Raw genomic sequence first — 19,564 nt, 5'->3', positions numbered from 1 at the left:
CACGGAGACTAACCATGAACCACGCCCTGACTCGGGCTGCGCTCGCCGCGGCTCTGACGCTCGCCGCCACCGGCGCCCAGGCCGCCGACAAGATCAAGGTCGGCTTCATGCTGCCCTACAGCGGCACCTACGCCGCGCTGGGCAACGCCATCGAGAACGGCTTCAAGCTGTATGTCGCGGAACAAGGCGGCAAGCTGGGCGGACGCGAGATCGAATACTTCAAGGTGGACGACGAGTCCAACCCCGCCAAGGCCGCCGAAAACGCCAACCGCCTGATCAAGCGCGACCAGGTGGACGTCCTGATCGGCACCGTGCACTCGGGCGTGGCGATGGCGCTGGCCAAGGCCGCCAAGGATGCCGACACCACACTCATCGTGACCAACGCGGGCGCCAACGCCATCACCGGTCCGCTGTGCGGCCCGGGCATCTTCCGCACCTCGTTCACCAACTGGCAGCCGGCCTACGCCATGGGTCCAGTGGCCTTTGCCAAGGGCCACAAGACGGCCGTCACCATCACCTGGAAATACGCGGCCGGCGACGAGGCCATCGGCGGCTTCAAGGAAGGCTTCGAGAAGGCCGGCGGCAAGGTCGTGAAGGAACTGAGCCTGCCGTTTCCCAACGTGGAATTCCAGCCGCTGCTGACCGAGATCGCGGCGCTCAAGCCCGACATGGTGTTCACGTTCTTTGCAGGCGGCGGCGCCGTGAAGTTCGTGCAGGACTATTACGCCGCGGGCCTGGGCAAGACCATCCCGCTGTACGGTTCGGGCTTCCTGACCGATGGCACGCTGGAGGCCCAGGGCGCTTCGGCGCAAGGCCTGCTGACGACGCTGCACTATGCAGACGGCCTGAACACGCCGCGCGACAACGCCTTCCGCGCCGACTACAGCAAAGCCTACAAGGCACAGCCCGACGTCTACGCGGTGCAGGGCTATGACGCCGCGCAGCTGATGCAGTCGGGCCTGGCCGCGGTCAAGGGCGACTTCGCCAAGAAGGAAGACTTCCGCAAGGCCATGCGCGGCGCCACGGTGGACAGCCCGCGCGGCCCCTTCACGCTGTCCAGCGCGGGCAACCCGGTGCAGGACATCTACCTGCGCCGCGTCGACGGGCTGGAGAACAAGGTCGTGGATATCGCCGTGAAGAAGCTGGCCGACCCGGCCCGCGGCTGCAAGCTCTGACCGCAATCCGCCACAGGGAGGCCCCATGGACATCAGCATCCTGCTCATCCAGAGCCTGAACGCTTTCCAGTACGGCTTGCTGCTGTTCCTGGTGGCCAGCGGACTCACGCTGATCTTCGGCATCATGGGCATCATCAATCTTGCCCACGGCAGTTTCTACATGATCGGCGCCTACATGGCGTTCGCGCTGGGACCGGCCGTCGACCGCTGGCTGGGCGGCGGCTTCCTGGCCACGCTGGCGGTCTGCGTGCTGGCCGCCGGCGCCCTGGGCTATCTGCTGGAGGCCGCTTTTTTCAGCTACCTGTACAAGCGCAACCACTTGCAGCAGGTGCTGATGACCTACGGCCTGATCCTGGTCTTCGAAGAACTGCGCAGCATCCTGGTGGGCAACGACGTGCACGGCGTGCCCCTGCCAGCCTGGCTGCAGGGCAGCATCGCGCTGGGCGACGTCATGACCTATCCGGTCTACCGGCTGTTCATTTCCGCCGTCGGCATCGCGGTGGCGCTGTTGCTGTACTGGGTCATCACGCGCACGCGGCTGGGCATGATGCTGAGGGCCGGCGCCAGCAACCGCGAGATGATCGGATCGCTGGGCATAGACATCAACAAGCTCTACCGCCTGGTGTTCGCGGCAGGCGTGGCGCTGGCGGCGCTGGCAGGCAGCATCGCCGCGCCGGTGTCCTCGGTCTATCCCGGCATGGGCAACGGCGTACTCATCATCTGCTTCGTGGTGGTGGTGATCGGCGGCATCGGCTCGATCCGTGGCGCCTTCCTGGCCGCGATGCTGGTGGGCGTGGTGGAAACCTTCGGCCAGGTGCTGTTCCCGTCCGCGGCGGGCGTGCTGGTGTACCTGCTGATGGCCTTCATACTTCTTTGCAAGCCCGAAGGGCTGTTCAAGCAGGGCTGACCATGTTGAACCGACTCTTGCCCATTGCGGCGCTGCTGGCGCTGGCCGTTTTCTCCTGGAGCGGCAGCGACTACTACACCGGCCTGGCGATCAAGATCATGATCTATGGAATCTTCGCGCTCAGCCTGCAGCTGCTGGTGGGCGGCGCGGGACTGGTCAGCCTGGGCCACGCCGCCTTCTTCGGCATCGGCGCCTACGTCGCGGCGCTGCTGTCGCCGGAATCCGAAGCCGCCGGCCTGTGGTGGCTGCTGCCGGCCGCCCTGCTCGCCGCCGCGGCCTATGCGTTGGCGACCGGCGCGCTGGCGCTGCGCACCCGCGGCGTGTACTTCATCATGGTCACGCTGGCCTTCTCGCAGATGGCCTACTACGTGTTCCACGACACCAAGATCGGCGGCGGCAGCGACGGCATCTACCTGTACTTCCGGCCCGAACTGTCCCTGGGCGGCTGGCTGCCGTTCGACCTGGGCGATGCCCGGACCTTCTACTTCTTCGTGCTCGCCTGCCTGGCGCTGACCTGGGGCTTCCTGGCGCTGCTGCGGCGCTCGCCTTTCGGCGCCGCGCTCGCCGGCATCCGCATCAACGAACAGCGCATGCGCGCGGCCGGCTACTCGACCTATCCCTACAAGCTGGCCGCCTATGTCATCGGCGCCACGCTGGCCAGCCTGGCGGGTTTTCTGTTCGCCCTGAAGGACGGCTTCGTCACGCCCGAGCTGCTGGCCTGGGAACAATCCGGCCTGGTACTGCTGATGGTGATCCTGGGCGGCATGGGCAGCCTGGGCGGAGCGGTGCTGGGCACTGTGGCGCTGGTGCTGATGCAGGAACTGTTCCAGTCGCAGGAGATTTTCGGCGAATACGCGCGCCACTGGCACCTGCCGCTGGGCGTGGCCATCATCGCGCTGGTGGCCTTGCTGCCCAACGGCCTGGCCGGGCTGCCGGCTCAGCTGCGCCAGCGCCGCGCGGCGCACGTTGCCGCCCCCAGCCTGGACGCCGACACCGCCCGCGCCGCGCCCAAACCGGATGCCGCGCATTCCAGCCGTCAGCAGGCCCCCGCCCGCCTGCCCATCCAGGGAGAGCCCCATGTCTGATGTCCTGCTGGCCGCAAGCGCGGTCACGCGCCGCTTCGGCGGCCTGACGGCGGTGAACGGCGTGTCGCTGGAATTGCAGCGCGGCCAGGTCCACGCCGTCATCGGCACCAACGGCGCAGGCAAGTCCACGCTGATCAACATCCTGTCGGGCGAACTTGCGCCCAGCAGCGGCCAAGTCATGCTGGGCGGCCGCGACATCACGGCCTGGCGCCAGCCCGAGCGGGCGCGCGCGGGCCTGGGCCGCAGCTACCAGCGGTCCACCATCTTTCCCGAACTGAGCGTGTTCGAAAACTGCAGGCTGGCCGCCCAGGCTCGCCGCCAGCGCTTCTGGCACTGGTGGCGGTCCGCCGCCGAATGCCGCCACAGCGCGGAGCTTGCGCGTCACGCGCTGGAGCGCACCGGCCTGGCGGACGACGCCGCGCGCGACGCCGGGCTGCTGCCGCATGGCCGCAAGCGCCAGCTTGAGATCGCCATGTGCCTGGCTGGCGAACCGCAGGTGCTGCTGTTGGACGAACCCCTGGCCGGCATGGGCCCCGAGGAAACCGACCGCATCCTGGAGCTGCTGGAAGCGCTCAAGCCCGGCCACGCAATCCTGCTGGTGGAACACGACATGGACGCGGTCTTCCGCGTCGCCGAAACCATTACCGTCATGGTCAACGGCGCCGCCATCGCCAGCGGCACGCCAGACGCGATCCGCGCCAACCCCGACGTGCGCACCGCCTACCTGGGCGAAGACAGCCATGGAGCCAGCGTATGACCGCATTGATCGAAGCAGGCGGCCTGCACGTTTACTACGGCGCCAGCCATGTGCTGCGCGGCATCGACATGCATATCGCGCCCGGAGAATCCGTAGGCCTGGTGGGGCGCAACGGCATGGGCAAGACCACGCTGATCCGCAGCCTGATGGGCCACGTCAGAAGCGCCCAGGGCAGCGTGCGCGTGAGCGGGCGTGACTGCACCCGCGCGCAGCCCCACGCCATCGCCCGCATGGGCGTGGCCTATGTACCCGAAGGGCGCGGCATCTTTCCCAACCTGAACGTGCGCGAGAACCTGCAGGTGGCAGCGCGCGCCGGCCGCGACGGCCGCCAGGACTGGACCTACGCGCGCGTGCTGGAGGTGTTTCCGCGCCTGCGGGAACGCCTGGGCCATGGCGGCCAGCAGCTATCGGGGGGCGAGCAGCAGATGCTGGCCATCGGCCGGGCGCTGATGACCAATCCCGAACTGCTGATCCTGGACGAAGCCACCGAGGGCCTGGCCCCGCTGATCGTGGCCGAGATCTGGAAAATCATCCGCCAGATCCGCTCCAGCGGCATGTCCACGCTGATCGTGGACCGCAATTACCGGGCGGTGCTGGAACACACCGACCGCTGCCTGGTGATGGAAAAAGGCCAGATCGTGCAGGACGGCGACAGCGCGTCGCTGGCCCGGCAGCCCGAGCAGTTGACGCGCTATCTGGGGGTTTAGATCACCGCTTCAATCAGGAACGGGCCGCGGCGCTTCAAGCCTTCCTGCAGCGCGCGCGCGAAGCCTTCCACCGTATCCACGCTGACCGCTTCCACGCCCATGCCGCGCGCCAGATGCGTCCAGTCCAGGTACGGTTCTTCCAGATCCAGCATGCGGCGGGCGTTGCGCCCGGGTTCCTGTACGCCGACGTTCTTCATCTCGCCGTGCAGGGTGGCGTAGGAACGGTTGGCCAGGATCACGGTCAGGCAATCCAGGTTCTCGCGCGCCTGCGTCCATAGCGCCTGCAAGGTGTACATGCCGCTGCCGTCTGCCTGCAGGGTGACGACCTTGCGGTCCGGGCAGGCGACGGCAGCGCCGGTCGCCAGCGGCAGGCCGATGCCGATGGCGCCGCCCGTCAGCATGAGCCAATCGTGCGGCGCGCTGTTGACGCTGTAGAGCGGGAATTCGCGGCCCTGGGTGATGGACTCGTCGCAGACGATGGCCTGCTCCGGCAGATGGTGCGCGACCAGGATGTTGACGGCGGCGCCAGTCAACTTGCCGGACTGCGGCACCTCGTAGTTGGCGGGGGCAGCGGCCAGGCGCGGCGCGTCCTGGGCGATGCCTAGCTCATCGGCCAGCCACTCCAGCGCATGCGCCAGGTCCTGCTCGGGCGTGCCCAGCACCACCTGCTTGCAGTCGGGCGGCGCCAGCAGGCTGGGCTTGCCGGGATAGGCAAAGAAGCCGACCGGCGCTTTCGCGCCCACCAGCACCAGATGGCGCACGTCCTTCAGCTTGGCCACCGCCAGGTCGATCGGATACGGCAGGCGGTCCACCGGCGTGCGCGAGCCGCCGCGCTCGATGCGGCGGTTGGAGGTTTCCGACACCAGCCGCACGCCGGTGGCGCGCGCGATACGGCCGGCGGCGTTCAGCGCGCGTTCACGCAGCGCGGAACCGCCCAGCATCAGCGTCGTGACTTCGCCCGAGCGGATCGCGGCAACCGCCGCGCGCACCGCGTCGGCCGAGGTCTGGGCCAAGGCCTCGCTCTTGGCCAGCACCGGCGCGGTGTTTTCCGGCAAGTCCGTCCAGGCCGCGTCGGCGGGCAGGATCAGCGTGGCGATGTTGCCCGGCGAGCGGCGCGCCACGCCCACGGCCTCAGCGGCGTCGGCGGACAGGTCGGCGGCCTTGGTGGTGCGCTTGACCCAATGCGACATCGGGCGCGCGACGCCTTCGACGTCGCTGGTCAGCGGCGCGTCGTACTGGACGTGATAGGTGGCGTGGTCGCCCACGATGTTGACCATGGGCGTGCGGGCGCGCTTGGCGTTGTGCAGGTTGGCCAGCCCGTTGCCCAGGCCCGGGCCCAGGTGCAGCAGCGTCGCGGCAGGCTTGTCGGCCATGCGCGCGTAGCCGTCGGCCGCGCCGGTCACCACGCCTTCGAACAGGCCCAGCACGCAGCGCATCTTCGGCTTGCGATCCAATGCCGCGACAAAGTGCATTTCGGATGTGCCGGGGTTCGCGAAGCAAACATCCACGTCGTTGGCCAGCAAGGTATCGCAAAGACTATCAGCGCCGTTCATCGTTTTTCCCTGATCATTTTCCATTGGCGGTGCATGGGCGCATGCGCGCCCGCGTGACATGCATGATAGGTAGCGTAGCCGAAACCGGCTAGAGCCATTTCAGGCCGCCGTCATGGAACCATTCCACAGGTTCCGCCAAACGGAATTTGAAAGGCCCGATCAACCCAGTATCTGCCCCAGGAAGGCCTGCGCGCGTTCGGTGCGCGGCGCGCGGAAGAAATTGTCCGGCGTGTCGGCCTCGACGATGGCGCCCTGGTCCATGAAGACCACGCGGTCGCCGACCTCGCGCGCGAAACCCATTTCATGCGTCACGCACACCATGGTCATGCCGTCGCGCGCCAGCGCCACCATGGTGTCCAGCACTTCCTTGACCATCTCGGGGTCCAGCGCGGATGTGGGCTCGTCGAACAGCATGATCTTGGGCCGCATGCACAGCGCCCGCGCAATCGCCACGCGCTGCTTCTGGCCGCCGGACAGCTGGCCCGGGTACTTGGAGGCGTGCTGCGGAATCTTGACGCGCTCCAGGTATTCCATGGCGCGGGCCTCGGCTTCCTCGCGCGGCACGCCCTTCACCAGCATCGGCGCCAGCGTGCAATTGTCCAGCACGGTCAGGTGCGGAAACAGGTTGAAGTGCTGGAACACCATGCCGACCTCGGCGCGGATGCGCTCGATGTTCTTCAGGTCGTCGTTCAGCTCGATGCCGTCGACGACGATGCGGCCTTGCTGGTGTTCCTCGAGCCGGTTCAAGAGCCGGATGGTGGTGGACTTGCCGGAGCCGGACGGCCCGCACAGGATCAGCTTTTCGCCTGGCAACACCTCCAGCGCCAGCTCGTCCAGCACCTTGAAGTCGCCATACCATTTGCATACGCCCTGCATCGTGATGATAGGGGCGGCGTAGTTCAATCCATCCATCGCATCAGGCCTTGGAAATGTCATGGTTTTCGCCCGCGCCGCTCCAGTAGCCCGGCACGGTCAGGCGCTTTTCGGAACGGCGGAACACGTAGGACAGCACGCTGCACATGGCGAAGTAGATGACGCCCACCATGGTGTAGACGGTCAGCGCCTGGAAGGTGGCGCCCGCCAGCATTTCGCCCGCGCGCATCAATTCGTAAACGCTGATGACGGCCACCAGCGAGGTTTCCTTGATCAGCACCAGCGCGTAGTTGCCCAGCGCCGGGAACACCGTGCGCAAGGCCTGCGGCAGCACGATGCGGCGCAGCCGCTGCATCTTGCCCAGGCCCAGCGCGCGCGCAGCCTCGTACTGGCCGCTGTCCACCGACTGGATGCCGCTGCGGAAGAGTTCGGCCAGATAGGCGCCGAAGTTCAGCGTCAGGCCCAATACGCCGGCAACGAAGCCGTTGATGACCACGCCCATCTCGGGCAGGCCGTAGTAGATGTAGAACAGCTGCAGCAGCAGCGGCGTGCCGCGTATCACGTCGATGTAGAAACGCGCGCCGCGGCTGAGCAGCCGCGACGGCGACAGGCGGCACAGACAGACGACCAGGCCCAGGGCCACCGCCAGGAATGCCGAAGAGAAAAACAGCGCCAGGGTCCAGACCGTGCCCTCGGCGAGGGGGGTAAGGTACATGCGCAGGGTCGCGAGATCCAAGTCGTACTCCTTATCCGTGCCGGTACGGCGTCACTTGCTCATCAGGTCGGCCACGCCCCACTTCTGCCCGATGGCGGCGAGCTCGCCGTTCTGTTTCATCTGTGCCAGCGCGCCGTTGACCGCCTCCAGCAGCGCGGCATTGCCCTTCTGCACCGCCATGCCCACCTGCCACTTGCGCTGCGGCTGATAGCCCGTGTCCAGCTTCACGCCGGGGATGTTCTTGGTCTTGATCTGGTAGATGATGCTGGGCGGATCCACGATGCCCAGGTCGATGCGGCCGGCGCGCACGTCGGCCAGCAGCGTGGAATAGTCCTGGTACGTCGACACCTTGGTGCCGGGCATGTCCTTGATCATGTTGAACTGCACCGAGTCCACCAGCACGCCTACGCGCTGGCCCTTCATGTCTTCGAACTTGGCGTACTTCTTGTCGGCCTTGTCGCTGACCACGATGCCCTCGCCCCATTCATAGACCGGCGCCGAGAAATCGATGGCGCGGGCGCGTTCCTCGGTGATGAAGAGCGGCGCGGACATCACGTCGGCGCGGCCCGAGGTCAGCGTGGGAATCAGGCCGGAGAACGGCACGTCGGACAGCTTGTCCGACACCTTCAGGTGCTTGGCCACGGCCGCGGCCACGTCCACCATGATGCCCTCCAGCTGGTTCGACTTCGGATTCTTGAAGCCGTGCGGCGGCGCGGACGCCGTGGTGACGACGTTCAGGCTCTGGTCCGCGCGGATCTCGTCCAGCGTGCGCGCCTGCGCGCCGCCCTGGGCCAGCAGGCCGGCTACAGCCAGGCCCAGCAGAATGGATTTGAGTTTCATCGTTTTCCCCTTGGATGAATTGGTTGGCGTGGCGCTGCCGGCTCAGGCCGGACGCCCCTGCGGATACTGCTGCACCGCTACCGCCGCCAGCGCGCAGAATTCCTGCATGACGGTGGCTGCCAGGAAGGCCGTGGCCCCCTGCACGTCTTGCGGCGGCGACACGGTGTTCACGTCGAACGCCACGAAGTTCAGGCCCGCGAGCTGGCGCAGCAGCGCCAGCCCTTCCTTGGCCGTAAGTCCGCCCCACTCCGGCGTGCACACGCCCGGCGCGCAGGAAGGATCGAAGATGTCCATGTCGAAGCACAGGTACACGGGCCGCTGGCCGATGCGCTGCTTGATGTTGGCCAGCGCGCCCTTCTGGTCCTGGTCGAAGTCGTCATAGGGCAGGATCGTGTAGCCGACCTCGCGGCCGAATTCCAGCACGCCCGGCATGAAGGAACTGCCGCGCGTGCCCACGTGAAAGCTGGAGGCCACGTCCAGCAGCCCTTCTTCGGCGGCACGCGTGAAGGTGGTGGCGGTGTTGTAGCCGGGGATGGGATAGGTGTCGGTGTGCGAATCGAAATGCAGCACCACGAAATCCGGATGGCGGCGCGCCACGGCGCGCAGCTGCGGCAAGGTGACCGCGCCATCGCCTCCCATGGAAATCGGAATGGCGCCCGAATCCAGGATGGCGCCTATGCCGGCCTCGATCAGCGGATAGGAGGCGTCCGGATCGCCCGGATGGCAGGCCACATTGCCCACGTCGATGGCGCGCAGGAACTCCGGCGGGTTGTCGATGCCGTGGCGCCGGAAGATATCCACCGGCCGCAGCAGCCTGGACTGCTCGCGGATCGCGTCCGGCCCCTGGCGCGATCCGACCCGGAACGGATGCGTGCCGCAATCGAAGGGAATGCCGACCACGCAGGCGCGCGCCGCGCCCATGCCCGCGGCGCGGACGGCAGGCAGGCCCATGAACCCGGCGACGGGATGAAAACAGACTTCGGCTGGCTGCTGCACAACTCGGCTCCTGGGTGACGACCGCTGCCCTGATAAGGCTGGGATCACTATTTAGATTCAATCAAATCGCTGTGCGATATGATCGTGTCGAAATAAGAGTAGCGTGCGTACAAGCATCCGGCCAATTAGGGAGTTTCCCCTAATCAGCAGTTTTATATCCGACTAAATTAGTATGAATAACGAACGCACGTGGTCGGCGCGCCCGGGACCCGGGCCCCCTGGAATCAGGCCTCGTCGCCCGCGAACGGCATCGCGTCGCGCAGGGCGCCGCCCGGCGGCTCCATTTCATAGAAGGGGCGCGACCGCCCCAGCGTGCGCGACGCGCTGATGGCGTGCGCCGTTTCCACCACTTGCGGACCGAACACAGCCTGCGCCTGCTCGAACGACCAGCGGCTGGACGGCACCGATACGTTGACCGCGCCTACCGGCGTGCCACCGGCATCCAGCACCGCGGCGCTGACCGTGATGTCGCCCGGATAGAACTCGCCGTTGGAGCGCGCATAGCCGTGCCTGCGGGCAAACTCCAGCTCGGCCAGGAGCACGTCCATGCTTGTGATGGTGGCGGCCGTGTAGGCCTTGCGGTCGCACCGTTCCAGGAGACCGCGCGCGACCGCGGGATCCAGCCTGGCCAGCACCGCCCGGCCCGCCGCCGTGCAGTACAGCGGCAGGCGCATGCCCACCGGCATGTTCACGAACATTTCCTTGTGGGTGGCAAAGCGCGCCACGTACACCATGTCCAGACCGTCGGGCTCGGCCAGGCTGCAGGTTTCCTGGCTGTTGCGGTTGAGCGTGTGCAGGAAAGGATTGCCGCCCAGCACCAGCGGGCTGGTCTGCACGTACTTCATGCCCAGCTCCAGCGACCAGGGCCCCAGCGAGAACTTCTTGCTCAAGGGGTCCTTGCGCAGATAGCCCAGCGTCCACAGCGTGTGGGTGAAGCGCTGCACCGAACTCTTGCTCAGTCCGGTCGCTTCGGCCAGCTCCGGCAAGGTCATGGCGGGCTGCCCCTCGCTGAAGGCCCGCAGGACGGAGACGCCGCGCGCCAGCGCGGCGATGAACAGTGGGGAATCCTCGGCGTTTCGGGTCTGCGTCATGGCGCGTGGGCCGTCCAGTGGAAAGCGCATAGCGTACCGCAATACGGTGCAGACGTATCGCGTGGCGATGCCATAAAAAAACGGCCCGGAAATCCGGGCCGTCCAGGCTGGCGCGAACCTTAGCGGATCGGCCAGGGATACATGGCGCCGCCCTTGTTCCACAACGCATTGGTGCCGCGTTGCAGGCCGAGCTTGCTGTCCTTGCCCACGTTGCGCTCGAACACTTCGCTGTAGTTGCCCACTGCCTTGATGGCGTTGTAGGCCCACTTCTCATCCAGCCCCATGTTCTTGCCCGCCCCCGGCGTCACGCCCAGGATGCGGGCGATGTTGGGGTTGTTGCTCTTCAACATTTCGTCGACGTTCTTCTGGGTGATGCCGTATTCCTCGGCCTCCATCAGCGCGAACAGCGTCCAACGCACGATGCCCAGCCAGTTCTCGTCGCCCTGGCGCACCATGGGACCCAGCGGCTCCTTGGAGAAGCGTTCCGGCAGGATCTCGTAGTCGTCCGGCTTGGCGACCTGGGTGGCGCGCACCGCGGCCAGTTGCGAGGCGTCGTCGGTGAAGGCGTCGCAGCGGCCCGATTCGAAGGCGCGCACGACCTCGGTCACCTTGTCGATCACCACCGGCTTGAATTCGATGTTGTTGGTGCGGAACCAGTCGGCCAGGTTGAGCTCGGTGGTGGTGCCGGGCTGCACGCAGACCGTGGCGCCGTTGAGTTCCTTGGCGCTCTTGACGCCCAGCTTCTTGCTCACCAGGATGCCCTGGCCGTCGTAGAAGCTGGCCGCCACGGCCGCCAGGCCCAGCGACGTGTCGCGGGTCTGCGTCAGCGTGACGGTGCGCAGCAGCACGTCCACCTCGCCCGATTGCAGCGCCGTGAAGCGTTGCTGGGTGGACAGCGGCGTGCCCTTGAATTTGGTCGGATCACCGAACACCGCCGCCGCGACCGCGCGGCAAATGTCCACGTCCATGCCTTCCCATTCGCCCTTGCTGTTGGTCGCCGAAAAGCCGGATACGCCGTCGGTCAGGCCGCACTGCACGAATCCTTTTTTCTTCACGGCATCGAGGGTGGGCCCCGCCACCGCCGCCTGGGATGCGCAAGCCAGGGCCAAGGCGCCGGCTGCAAACAAGATGGACCGCTTCATGATCACTTCTCCTGAGTATGGATGCCGCGCCGGCTTGTAAGCCGACTGCGGTTGAAACCGAGCCCTGCCTTACTGGGCCGGCCGCCAGATTAAGCCATGTCCACGGCGTGAACAACGCGAAGGCGCCTAGTGGAAACCCGGAGGACGGGGCGCGATTCCTGAAGGTTGCAGACCTGTCCGGTGAACGAACTTTATCCGCCCGCCAGACCGCGATGGCCGCTTGCCTTGGTGCCATACTTTTTTCGCGTCCCGGGCCCGCCGCTGCCGGCGCCGCGATCTCTCAAAAAATAACGGCCGCGACTACGCGAGCGGCCGATTCATGGAGGAGACCCAACCCATGACCCATGCAAGCCACTTGCAGTCCCGCCGCAGCACCCTCAAATCCCTGCTGGGCACGGCCCTGGCGGCCGCCGGCCTGGCCGCCGGCGCTGGCGTTCACGCCGCAGACGACTGGCCCAGCAAGCCGATCAAAGTCATCGTGCCGTACACGCCAGGCGGCTCGACCGATATCGTCACGCGCATCGTGATGGACAAGCTCGGCCCGCGCCTGAAGCAGACCATCATCATCGAGAACCGCCCCGGCGCCAACAGCAGCGTGGGGGCCGCCATCGCCGCGAAGGCGGAGCCGGACGGCTACACCTTTCTTTCCATCCTGCCCGCCTACATCATCAATTTCCATCTATACAAACTGGGCTACAAGCCCGCCGACCTGACGCCCGTGGTGCAGATGGCGGACCTGCCCCTGTTCCTGTTCGTGGCCGAAGACATTCCCGTGAAGACGGTGGCCGAACTGGTCGACTATGCCCGCAAGAATCCGGACAAGCTCACCTATGCCTCCAGCGGCAACGGTTCCAGCGCGCACCTGACCGGCGCGGACTTCGCGCTGCAAAGCAAGATCACCATGACGCACGTGGCCTACAAAGGCAGCGCCCCCATCCTGGCGGACCTGCTGGGCGGCCGCGTGTCCATGGTCTTCGATCCGATCCTCGTGCCCATGCAGTACGTCAAGCAGAACCGGCTGAAGGCGCTGGCGTTCACCGGCAAGCAGCGCTGGCCGACCGAGCCCTCGATCCCGACCATGGAAGAAGCCGGCCTGCCCGGCTTCGTCACCGGTTCGTGGGCGGGCCTGATGGCGCCGGCCGGCACGCCCACGCCGGTCATCGACCGCATGGCGCGCGAGATCAGCGAGATCGTCAAGGAGCCCGACGTCAGGCAGAAATTCCTGGACGCGGGCTTCCTGCCGGTCAGCGGCACCACCGCGCAATTCGCCGACCTGATGAAGACGGACTCGACGCGCTACGCCGGGATCATCAAGCAGGCGCGTATCACCGTGGACTGAAAGCGCAGGAGCCCCGCATGATCGACAAGTTCTACGACACTCCCGAGACCGCCGTTGCGGACGTGCACGACGGCGCCACCGTGCTGATCAGCGGTTTCGGCGGCGCCGGCATGCCCACCGAGCTGATCCACGCGCTGATCGCGCAGGGCGCGCGCGAGCTCACCGTGGTCAGCAACAACGCCGGCAACCACGAAACCGGCCTGGCGGCGTTGATCAAGGCCGGGCGCGTGCGCAAGGTGATCTGCTCGTTTCCCAAGGCCTCGCACTCCTGGGTCTTCGACGAGTTCTACCGCCAGGGCCGCATCGAACTGGAATGCGTGCCGCAAGGCACCATCGCCGAACGCCTGCGGGCGGCCGGCGCCGGCCTGGGCGGGTTCTACACGCCCACAGCCTACGGCACCGAACTGGCGCGCGGCAAGGAAACGCGCATGATCGACGGCCGTGGCCACGTCTTCGAACAGCCCCTGCATGGCGACTTCGCGTTGGTAAAGGCCGACCTGGCCGACCGCTGGGGCAACCTCACCTACAACAAGAGCGCGCGCAACTTCGGCCCGGTCATGTGCATGGCGGCCAAGACCGCCATCGTGCAGGTGCGCGCCAAGGTCGCGCTGGGCGAGCTGTCGCCCGAGGCCGTGGTGACGCCGGGCATCTTCGTCAAGCGCGTCACCCAGGTCGCCAACGCCGCCTTTTCCAGCTAGGGCTGGCCGAACCGCAAAGGAATCCGCATGTTCCAACCCCTGACCCGCGAGGCCATGGCGCGCCGCCTGGCCCAGGACATTCCCGACGGCAGCTATGTCAACCTGGGCATCGGCATGCCGGTGCTGGTGGCCGCCCACCTGCCCGCCGGCCGCGAGATCGTGCTGCACAGCGAAAACGGCATCCTGGGCATGGGCCCGCCACCCGCCGAGGCCGACATCAACCTGGACCTGATCAACGCCGGCAAGCAGCCCGTGACCCTGCTGGAAGGCGGCGCGTATTTCCATCATGCGGATTCGTTCGCGATGATGCGCGGCGGCCATCTGGACATCTGCGTCATGGGCGGCATGCAGGTCGCCGCCAACGGCGACCTGGCCAACTGGTCGCTGGCCAAGGCCGGGGAAGCGCCGGCCGTGGGCGGCGCGATGGACCTGGCGGTGGGCGCGCGCAGCGTCTACATCATGATGGAACACAACAGCAAAAGCGGCGAGCCCAAGATCGTCGAGCGCTGCACCTATCCGCTGACGGGCGCTGGCGTGGTGGACCGCATCTATACCGACCTGGCCGTCATCGAGGTCACGCCGGACGGGCTGCTGGTTCGGGATATGATCGACGGCATGACCCTCTCAGCCCTCCAGGCGCGCACCGGCGCGCCATTGCGCGCAGCCTGATGCGGCCCAATCTTCCGCCGCCCGGCTACGCCGCGCCGCTCGCAGCGGAAGACCATCCCGACCAGCTGCGCGGCGATCCGGATTACATGCTGACGCTGGCGCGCGGGCTGCATGTGATCCGCGCCTTCGGCACCCGCCGCCATCCGCAGACCGCGGCCGAACTGAGCCGCCGCGCCGGCTTGCCGCGCGCCGTGGTACAGCGCTGCCTGCACACGCTGATCCTGTTGGGCATCGCCGAACAGCACGGCAGGCTCTATGTACTGACCCCGCGCATCCTGGGCCTGGGCTACGCCTATTTCTCGTCCACGCCCTTTGTGTCGCTGGCGCAGCCGGTGCTGGAAGAACTCAGCGCCACGATCAACGAGACCTGCGCGCTCGCCATCATGGAAGGCCACGAGATGCTGTACCTGGCGCGTTCCGAGGTGACCCGCCTGCTGGCGACCTCGATGGGGCTGGGCAGCAGGCTGCCGGCGTACTGCACCTCGATCGGCCGGGTGCTGCTGGCGCAATTGCCCGAACCCGCGCTGGCCCGCTACTTCGCCGCGACCGAGCTTCAGCCGTACACGGAATTCACGCTGGTCACCGAGGACAAGCTGCGCGCCGAACTCGCGCGCATCCGCGAGCAGGACTACGCCGTCGTCGACCAGGAACTGGAACTGAACGTGCGCGCCATCTCCGTGGCGGTGCGCTCGGCCAGCGGCAAGGCCTGCGGCGCGGTCAACGTCAGTGTCAAGGCGGCGCGGGTGCCGCTGAACCGGCTGACGGAGGAGTTCCTGCCGCCGTTGCGGCAGGCGGTGGAGCGGATCGGGGAGTTCCTGGCGGCCTGAGGCGCAAGGCCTACAGGTCCGTCGTATCCAGCGTGAAGGCAGCGGCGGCGCGGCCGATGCGGTCGTTGACCGCGTGCCAGTCATCGGTGGCAGGGGGCGCCTGCACGATGATGCGCGCATAACCCTGCTTGTCCAGGTCGCGCAGCAGGCCGTAAAGGGCCTGCGCATAGCGCGCCGGATCGGCTGGCACGCCCTGCCACTGCACCCGGGCGTCGAGCGCATCGGGGCGCTCGCCGTAGGCGACCACCACGACCTTGCCTTCGGGCAGGCCCTGCCCCTGCACCACGTCCCGCAGGCGTGCGTCGGAAGCCAGTTCCAGCGCCGTGCGCGGCGCGTAGTGCGCCTTCAGCGTGCCCGATGCCCTGGGCGCGGCGGCGTCGGGCGCGAAGACCTGCACGCCCAGCACGGCCTCGATCTGCGCGGCGCTGATGTGGCCGGGACGCAGCAGCACGGGGCCGGCGCCGCGGTCCAGGCGCGACAGGTCAAGGATGGTGGACTCGATGCCCACTTCCGAGGCGCCCCCTTCCAGCACCGGCATGCCGGCCGCGACTTCCTCGGGGAACTCGCTGCGCACGTGCTCGGCGCGCGTCGGCGACACCTGGCCGAACTTGTTGGCAGATGGCGCCGCGACGCCGCCCTGCCCGTTGGGCTTGCCCGCGGCAAAAGCCGCCAGCAGCGCCTGCGCCACCGGATGCGAGGGGCAGCGGATGCCGATGCTGTCCTGGCCGCCGCTGACCGTGTCGACGATGTGCGGCGCGCGCTTGAGAATCAACGTGAGCGGACCGGGCCAGAAAGCGTCGATCAGCAGGCGCGCCTCTTGCGGCACTTCCGCCGCCCAGTACGACAGATCGCCTTGCGGCGCGATGTGCACAATGACGGGATGGTTGGAAGGCCGGCCCTTGGCGGCGTAGATCTTGGCGACCGCTTGCGGGTTTTCCGCGTCCGCGCCCAGGCCGTAGACGGTCTCGGTGGGAAATGCGGCCAGCTCGCCGTCCAGCATGCGCTGGGCGGCGTGGGCGATCTCCGCGGCGGTGGCGGACGCTGACGGGGACAAGGAAGTCATGGAATCCGCGCTTTACTCGGGAGCCTGCATGCCCAGCGCCGCCGCCACGCGGGCGGCGTCGTCGCGAGCCTGCTGCAGCGTGGGCGCCACGATCGTGATGTGGCCCATCTTGCGGCCACGGCGCGCTTCGCGCTTGCCGTACAGGTGCAGCTTGGCGGTTGGCACGGCCAGCGCGGCGGCCCAATCGGGTTCGCGCTGCGCCGTGGCGGTGGCCGACGGATACCAGATGTCGCCCAGGATGTTCAGCATGACGGCGGGCGCCAGCAGGTCGGAGCCGCCCAGCGGCAGGCCGGCCATGGCGCGCGCCTGCTGCTCGAACTGGCTGCTGAGGCAGGCATCCATGGTGTAGTGGCCGCTGTTGTGCGGGCGCGGCGCGATCTCGTTGACGATCAGGCTGCCGTCCTTGAGCACGAAGAATTCCACGCACAGCACGCCGTGGTAGCCCAACCCCTGCGCGATGGCTTGCGCGGCCTGCGTGGCGCGGGCCTGCCTTTCGGCATGGGCTGCGTCCTGCTGCACCGGCGCCGCGGTCGACACCGCCAGGATGCCGTCGCGGTGCACGTTGCGCGCCACCGGGAACACCACGCTCGCGCCATCGAAGCCGCGCGCCAGCACCACGGAAATTTCGTAGTCCAGCGGCATCAGCGCTTCCAGCACGCAGGCCACGCCGCCGAATTCGGCGAAGGCCGCCAGCGCTTCCTCGCGCGTGTTGATGCGGGCCTGGCCCTTGCCGTCGTAACCCAGGCGGGCGACTTTCAGGATGCCCGGAAACAGCCCTTGGGGCGCTGCGCGCAGGTCGGCTTCGCTGCGGATCGCGGCGTGCGGCGCGACAGCAATGCCTTGCGAGGCAATGAACGTCTTTTCGGCGATGCGGTCCTGCACGATGGCCACGGCGTCTCCGGCCGGGCTGACGCGGCAGCGCGTGGCCAGCGTGCGCAGGCTGTCCGCGGGCACGTTCTCGAACTCGGTGGTGACGGCCTGACAGGTCTGGGCCAGGCGCTCGAGGCCGGCCTCGTCGTCATAGGCCGCCTGGATGTGCAGGTCGGCCACCATGCCCGCCGGGCATTCGGCGGCCGGGTCCAGCACCGCGACCTTGTAGCCCAGGCTCTGGGCCGCGTGGCAGAACATGCGGCCCAGTTGGCCGCCGCCCAGCAATCCCAGCCAGCCGCCGGGAGCGATCATGAAAGCAGTCGATTGAGTCATTCTGATCAGGCCTCGGGCGGAACCTTCATGTCGCGCGCGGCTTGCGTCTGGCGGGCGCGGAACGCCACCAGCTTCTTGTGCAAGCCCGCGTCCGTGCCGGCCAGGGTAGCGATCAGGTGCAGCGCGGCATTGGCCGCGCCGGCTTCGCCGATCGCGAAAGTGGCCACCGGCACGCCCTTGGGCATTTGCACGATGGACAGCAGCGAATCCTCGCCGCGCAGGTACTTGGACGGCACCGGCACGCCGAACACCGGCACTTCGGTCAGGGCGGCCATCATGCCCGGCAGGTGCGCCGCGCCGCCGGCGCCGGCGATGATGCCGCGCAGGCCGCGGGCATGCGCCGCCGCGCCGTACTCGGCCATGTCCTGCGGCATGCGGTGCGCGGAGATCACGCGCGCCTCATGGGGAACGCCAAAATCCTCCAGCATCGTGACCGCGTGCTTCATGACCTCCCAATCGCTGGAAGAACCCATAATCACGCCCACCACGGGGGTGGCCTCTGCCGCTGCGGAAGTCTTGGCTGTCATAACCGGTGTCGTAGAGTTGAGACCGCGGCGCAGGGCCGCGGAAAGTCAAAGGACCGCGGACGGATGCCGCGAAACCCGGTATTTTACCCGGCGCCGGCAAGGGCTATGTCGCGGAGGCGGAATCCAGCCATTGGTAGCTGGCGGGGTTGTCCGGACAAGGCCCGAAACCGCACTCCAGCGTGGTGCTGCCCACATTGGCCAGCGCCACCAGGAAAAACAGGGCCATGACCAGCACGCCCAGCACCGACACCGGCTTGCGCAGCATGTTGTCGCCCCATTTGCGGTCGACTGCCAGCATCACGGCGCAGAACACGATGATGGCGGCAAAGGCGATGAACGCCCAGGTGTAGAAGTGCAGGCCCAGGAAGGGCGAGCCGTAGCCCGGATCGCCCGGCGCGATGTGCAGCAGCACTTGCCGGCCGGCGGCCAGCATGCCGCCCAATGCGGCCGCGATGCTCATCGCATAGTGCATGGGCGAAGGCCCCAACCGCATGTTCAGCAAGAAGCCCACGCCCGCAAGCAGCAGCGCCACGCGCTGCAACAGGCACAGCGGACAAGGCAGCTCGTCGTAGGCGATCTGCCAGAAGAAGGCCATGCCCAGGGCGCTGGTGACGCCCAGCAGCGCCAGGCCATTGAGGACGCGCGAGCCGCGCGCGGGATTGCGGGAGAAGATCATTGCCCCGCCCTCAGAACGACAAGGCCAGAGGGCTGGTCATGTGGTACTGGCACCAGCCGGCGAACAGCGCCAGCGTCAGCAGCCAGAAGGTCACGCAGGGGCGGCGCCTGCCTAGCATGCCGAACCACACCGCGATCAGGCCAGTCAGGAAAGGCAACATCATTACCATGCTGGGAGCTCCTTTCTGGGGAACGTCCCCATGCAAGCAGCCGGGAATTATAACGTCACAATTCGCAATAAATCCTATCGAAAGCCCTGATAACACTTGCAGGGCAAGCGCTTTTCGGGTCGAAAAAACCGCTCCATCTGGACCGCCCGCGGTAAGTTGGACGTAAATCCAACTTGCTGGGGGCGAAGCGGTAGGGCTTCGAGCTTGCGGGCGTCAGGGTTCTTTAGCCGCCGAGGCTGCCCTGCGCCATTCCGATGCTCGCCCCGGTGGGGCTGCGCTTCGGATGGCTCCGGGGTCCTCGGCTGGCGGTCGCCTAATGCGTTGGCCTCGGACCCCGTTCATAGGTAGATGCTGTAAGCCGGTGTCCGGGCGGAGGGATCCGAAGCGCAGCCCCACCGGGGCGAGCATCGGAATCCCGCAGTCCGGACGCCGGCGACTCAAGAACCCCGCCTCACAACACCGAAGCGGCAGAGCCTCGAGCTTGCGGATGTCGGAGTTCTTTAGCCGCCGAGGCGGCCCTGCGCCATTCCGATGCTCGCCCCAATGGGGCTG

At 67.3% G+C, this 19,564-nt stretch carries 21 protein-coding genes; 9 read left to right on the top strand and 12 right to left on the bottom strand.

Features of this window, described 5'->3' with window-relative positions; translation table 11 throughout:
- Positions 1–14: 14 nt before the first annotated feature.
- From HV766_RS23320 to HV766_RS23300, 5 genes are read left to right on the top strand one after another with little or no spacing between them, the layout of a single operon-like run.
- Positions 15–1,175, top strand: coding sequence for an ABC transporter substrate-binding protein (locus tag HV766_RS23320; protein WP_054451436.1), 1,161 nt, complete (start codon positions 15–17; stop codon positions 1,173–1,175).
- Positions 1,176–1,200: 25 nt separating this feature from the next.
- Complete coding sequence (locus HV766_RS23315) at positions 1,201–2,082, top strand: branched-chain amino acid ABC transporter permease (RefSeq protein WP_042794742.1); 882 nt, start codon at positions 1,201–1,203, stop codon at positions 2,080–2,082.
- A gap of 2 nt (positions 2,083–2,084) precedes the next feature.
- The gene (locus HV766_RS23310) at positions 2,085–3,167 is read left to right on the top strand and encodes a branched-chain amino acid ABC transporter permease (protein WP_054451440.1); all 1,083 of its coding nucleotides are present in this window, start codon (positions 2,085–2,087) and stop codon (positions 3,165–3,167) included.
- Positions 3,160–3,924, top strand: coding sequence for an ABC transporter ATP-binding protein (locus HV766_RS23305; protein ID WP_054451442.1), 765 nt, complete (start codon positions 3,160–3,162; stop codon positions 3,922–3,924). The genes HV766_RS23310 and HV766_RS23305 overlap by 8 nt, the downstream gene beginning before the upstream one ends.
- Positions 3,921–4,631, top strand: coding sequence for an ABC transporter ATP-binding protein (locus tag HV766_RS23300; RefSeq protein WP_175181928.1), 711 nt, complete (start codon positions 3,921–3,923; stop codon positions 4,629–4,631). Before HV766_RS23305 ends, HV766_RS23300 begins: the two co-directional genes overlap by 4 nt.
- Here the strand turns inward: HV766_RS23300 and HV766_RS23295 are convergent.
- From HV766_RS23295 to HV766_RS23265, 7 genes are all read right to left on the bottom strand, one after another.
- On the bottom strand, positions 4,628–6,184 hold the full coding sequence (locus HV766_RS23295) for an acetolactate synthase large subunit (RefSeq protein ID WP_054451445.1): 1,557 nt from the start codon (positions 6,182–6,184) through the stop codon (positions 4,628–4,630). The two genes, HV766_RS23300 and HV766_RS23295, sit on opposite strands and share 4 nt — an antisense overlap.
- Before the next feature lie 159 nt (positions 6,185–6,343).
- Positions 6,344–7,096, bottom strand: coding sequence for an amino acid ABC transporter ATP-binding protein (locus HV766_RS23290; RefSeq protein ID WP_054451448.1), 753 nt, complete (start codon positions 7,094–7,096; stop codon positions 6,344–6,346).
- 4 nt (positions 7,097–7,100) lie between these two features.
- Entirely contained in the window at positions 7,101–7,793 is a 693-nt protein-coding gene (locus HV766_RS23285) for an amino acid ABC transporter permease (protein ID WP_175162083.1), read from the bottom strand.
- A gap of 30 nt (positions 7,794–7,823) precedes the next feature.
- Positions 7,824–8,612, bottom strand: a complete 789-nt coding sequence (locus tag HV766_RS23280; protein WP_054451452.1) for an ABC transporter substrate-binding protein — start codon at positions 8,610–8,612, stop codon at positions 7,824–7,826.
- A gap of 42 nt (positions 8,613–8,654) precedes the next feature.
- Entirely contained in the window at positions 8,655–9,563 is a 909-nt protein-coding gene (locus tag HV766_RS23275; RefSeq protein WP_175181939.1) for an arginase family protein, read from the bottom strand.
- A 269-nt stretch (positions 9,564–9,832) separates the two neighbouring features.
- Positions 9,833–10,699, bottom strand: a complete 867-nt coding sequence (locus HV766_RS23270; protein ID WP_175181927.1) for an IclR family transcriptional regulator — start codon at positions 10,697–10,699, stop codon at positions 9,833–9,835.
- A 119-nt stretch (positions 10,700–10,818) separates the two neighbouring features.
- Positions 10,819–11,841: an amino acid ABC transporter substrate-binding protein gene (locus HV766_RS23265; protein WP_054451454.1), complete on the bottom strand. Its 1,023-nt coding sequence runs from the start codon at positions 11,839–11,841 to the stop codon at positions 10,819–10,821.
- Between the two features lie 337 nt (positions 11,842–12,178).
- Here HV766_RS23265 and HV766_RS23260 point away from each other — a divergent pair, with 337 nt between their 5' ends.
- Genes HV766_RS23260 through HV766_RS23245 form a run of 4 tightly spaced genes read left to right on the top strand, consistent with a single transcriptional unit; the run spans position 12,179 to position 15,374 of the window.
- Entirely contained in the window at positions 12,179–13,180 is a 1,002-nt protein-coding gene (locus tag HV766_RS23260; RefSeq protein ID WP_054451456.1) for a Bug family tripartite tricarboxylate transporter substrate binding protein, read from the top strand.
- A 17-nt stretch (positions 13,181–13,197) separates the two neighbouring features.
- Positions 13,198–13,878 (top strand): 3-oxoacid CoA-transferase subunit A, encoded by a 681-nt coding sequence (locus HV766_RS23255; protein ID WP_175181926.1) that lies wholly within the window; start codon positions 13,198–13,200, stop codon positions 13,876–13,878.
- Between the two features lie 27 nt (positions 13,879–13,905).
- The gene (locus tag HV766_RS23250; RefSeq protein ID WP_175181925.1) at positions 13,906–14,547 is read left to right on the top strand and encodes a 3-oxoacid CoA-transferase subunit B; all 642 of its coding nucleotides are present in this window, start codon (positions 13,906–13,908) and stop codon (positions 14,545–14,547) included.
- A complete protein-coding gene (locus tag HV766_RS23245; RefSeq protein WP_054451462.1) occupies positions 14,547–15,374 on the top strand; it encodes an IclR family transcriptional regulator domain-containing protein in 828 nt (275 codons plus the stop codon). Before HV766_RS23250 ends, HV766_RS23245 begins: the two co-directional genes overlap by 1 nt.
- 10 nt (positions 15,375–15,384) lie before the next feature.
- Here the strand turns inward: HV766_RS23245 and HV766_RS23240 are convergent, their stop codons facing one another.
- The 5 genes from HV766_RS23240 to HV766_RS23220 all read right to left on the bottom strand — a co-directional run bounded on the left by HV766_RS23240 (position 15,385) and on the right by HV766_RS23220 (position 19,012).
- Positions 15,385–16,437 (bottom strand): L-threonylcarbamoyladenylate synthase, encoded by a 1,053-nt coding sequence (locus tag HV766_RS23240; protein ID WP_175181924.1) that lies wholly within the window; start codon positions 16,435–16,437, stop codon positions 15,385–15,387.
- 12 nt (positions 16,438–16,449) lie between these two features.
- Entirely contained in the window at positions 16,450–17,640 is a 1,191-nt protein-coding gene (locus tag HV766_RS23235; protein WP_054451466.1) for a 5-(carboxyamino)imidazole ribonucleotide synthase, read from the bottom strand.
- A 5-nt stretch (positions 17,641–17,645) separates the two neighbouring features.
- On the bottom strand, positions 17,646–18,167 hold the full coding sequence (gene purE / locus HV766_RS23230) for a 5-(carboxyamino)imidazole ribonucleotide mutase (RefSeq protein WP_054451468.1): 522 nt from the start codon (positions 18,165–18,167) through the stop codon (positions 17,646–17,648).
- 103 nt (positions 18,168–18,270) lie between these two features.
- Positions 18,271–18,843 carry a disulfide bond formation protein B gene (locus HV766_RS23225; protein WP_119450582.1) on the bottom strand — a complete coding sequence of 191 codons (573 nt, stop codon included), beginning with the start codon at positions 18,841–18,843 and terminating at the stop codon, positions 18,271–18,273.
- Positions 18,844–18,853: 10 nt separating this feature from the next.
- Positions 18,854–19,012 carry a DUF5993 family protein gene (locus tag HV766_RS23220; protein WP_367648236.1) on the bottom strand — a complete coding sequence of 53 codons (159 nt, stop codon included), beginning with the start codon at positions 19,010–19,012 and terminating at the stop codon, positions 18,854–18,856.
- Positions 19,013–19,564 lie beyond the last annotated feature (552 nt).

The organism is Achromobacter aegrifaciens (genome assembly GCF_902859735.1).
Classification (GTDB): domain Bacteria; phylum Pseudomonadota; class Gammaproteobacteria; order Burkholderiales; family Burkholderiaceae_B; genus Achromobacter; species Achromobacter aegrifaciens.
This window is presented reverse-complemented; position numbering and strand designations above follow the sequence as displayed.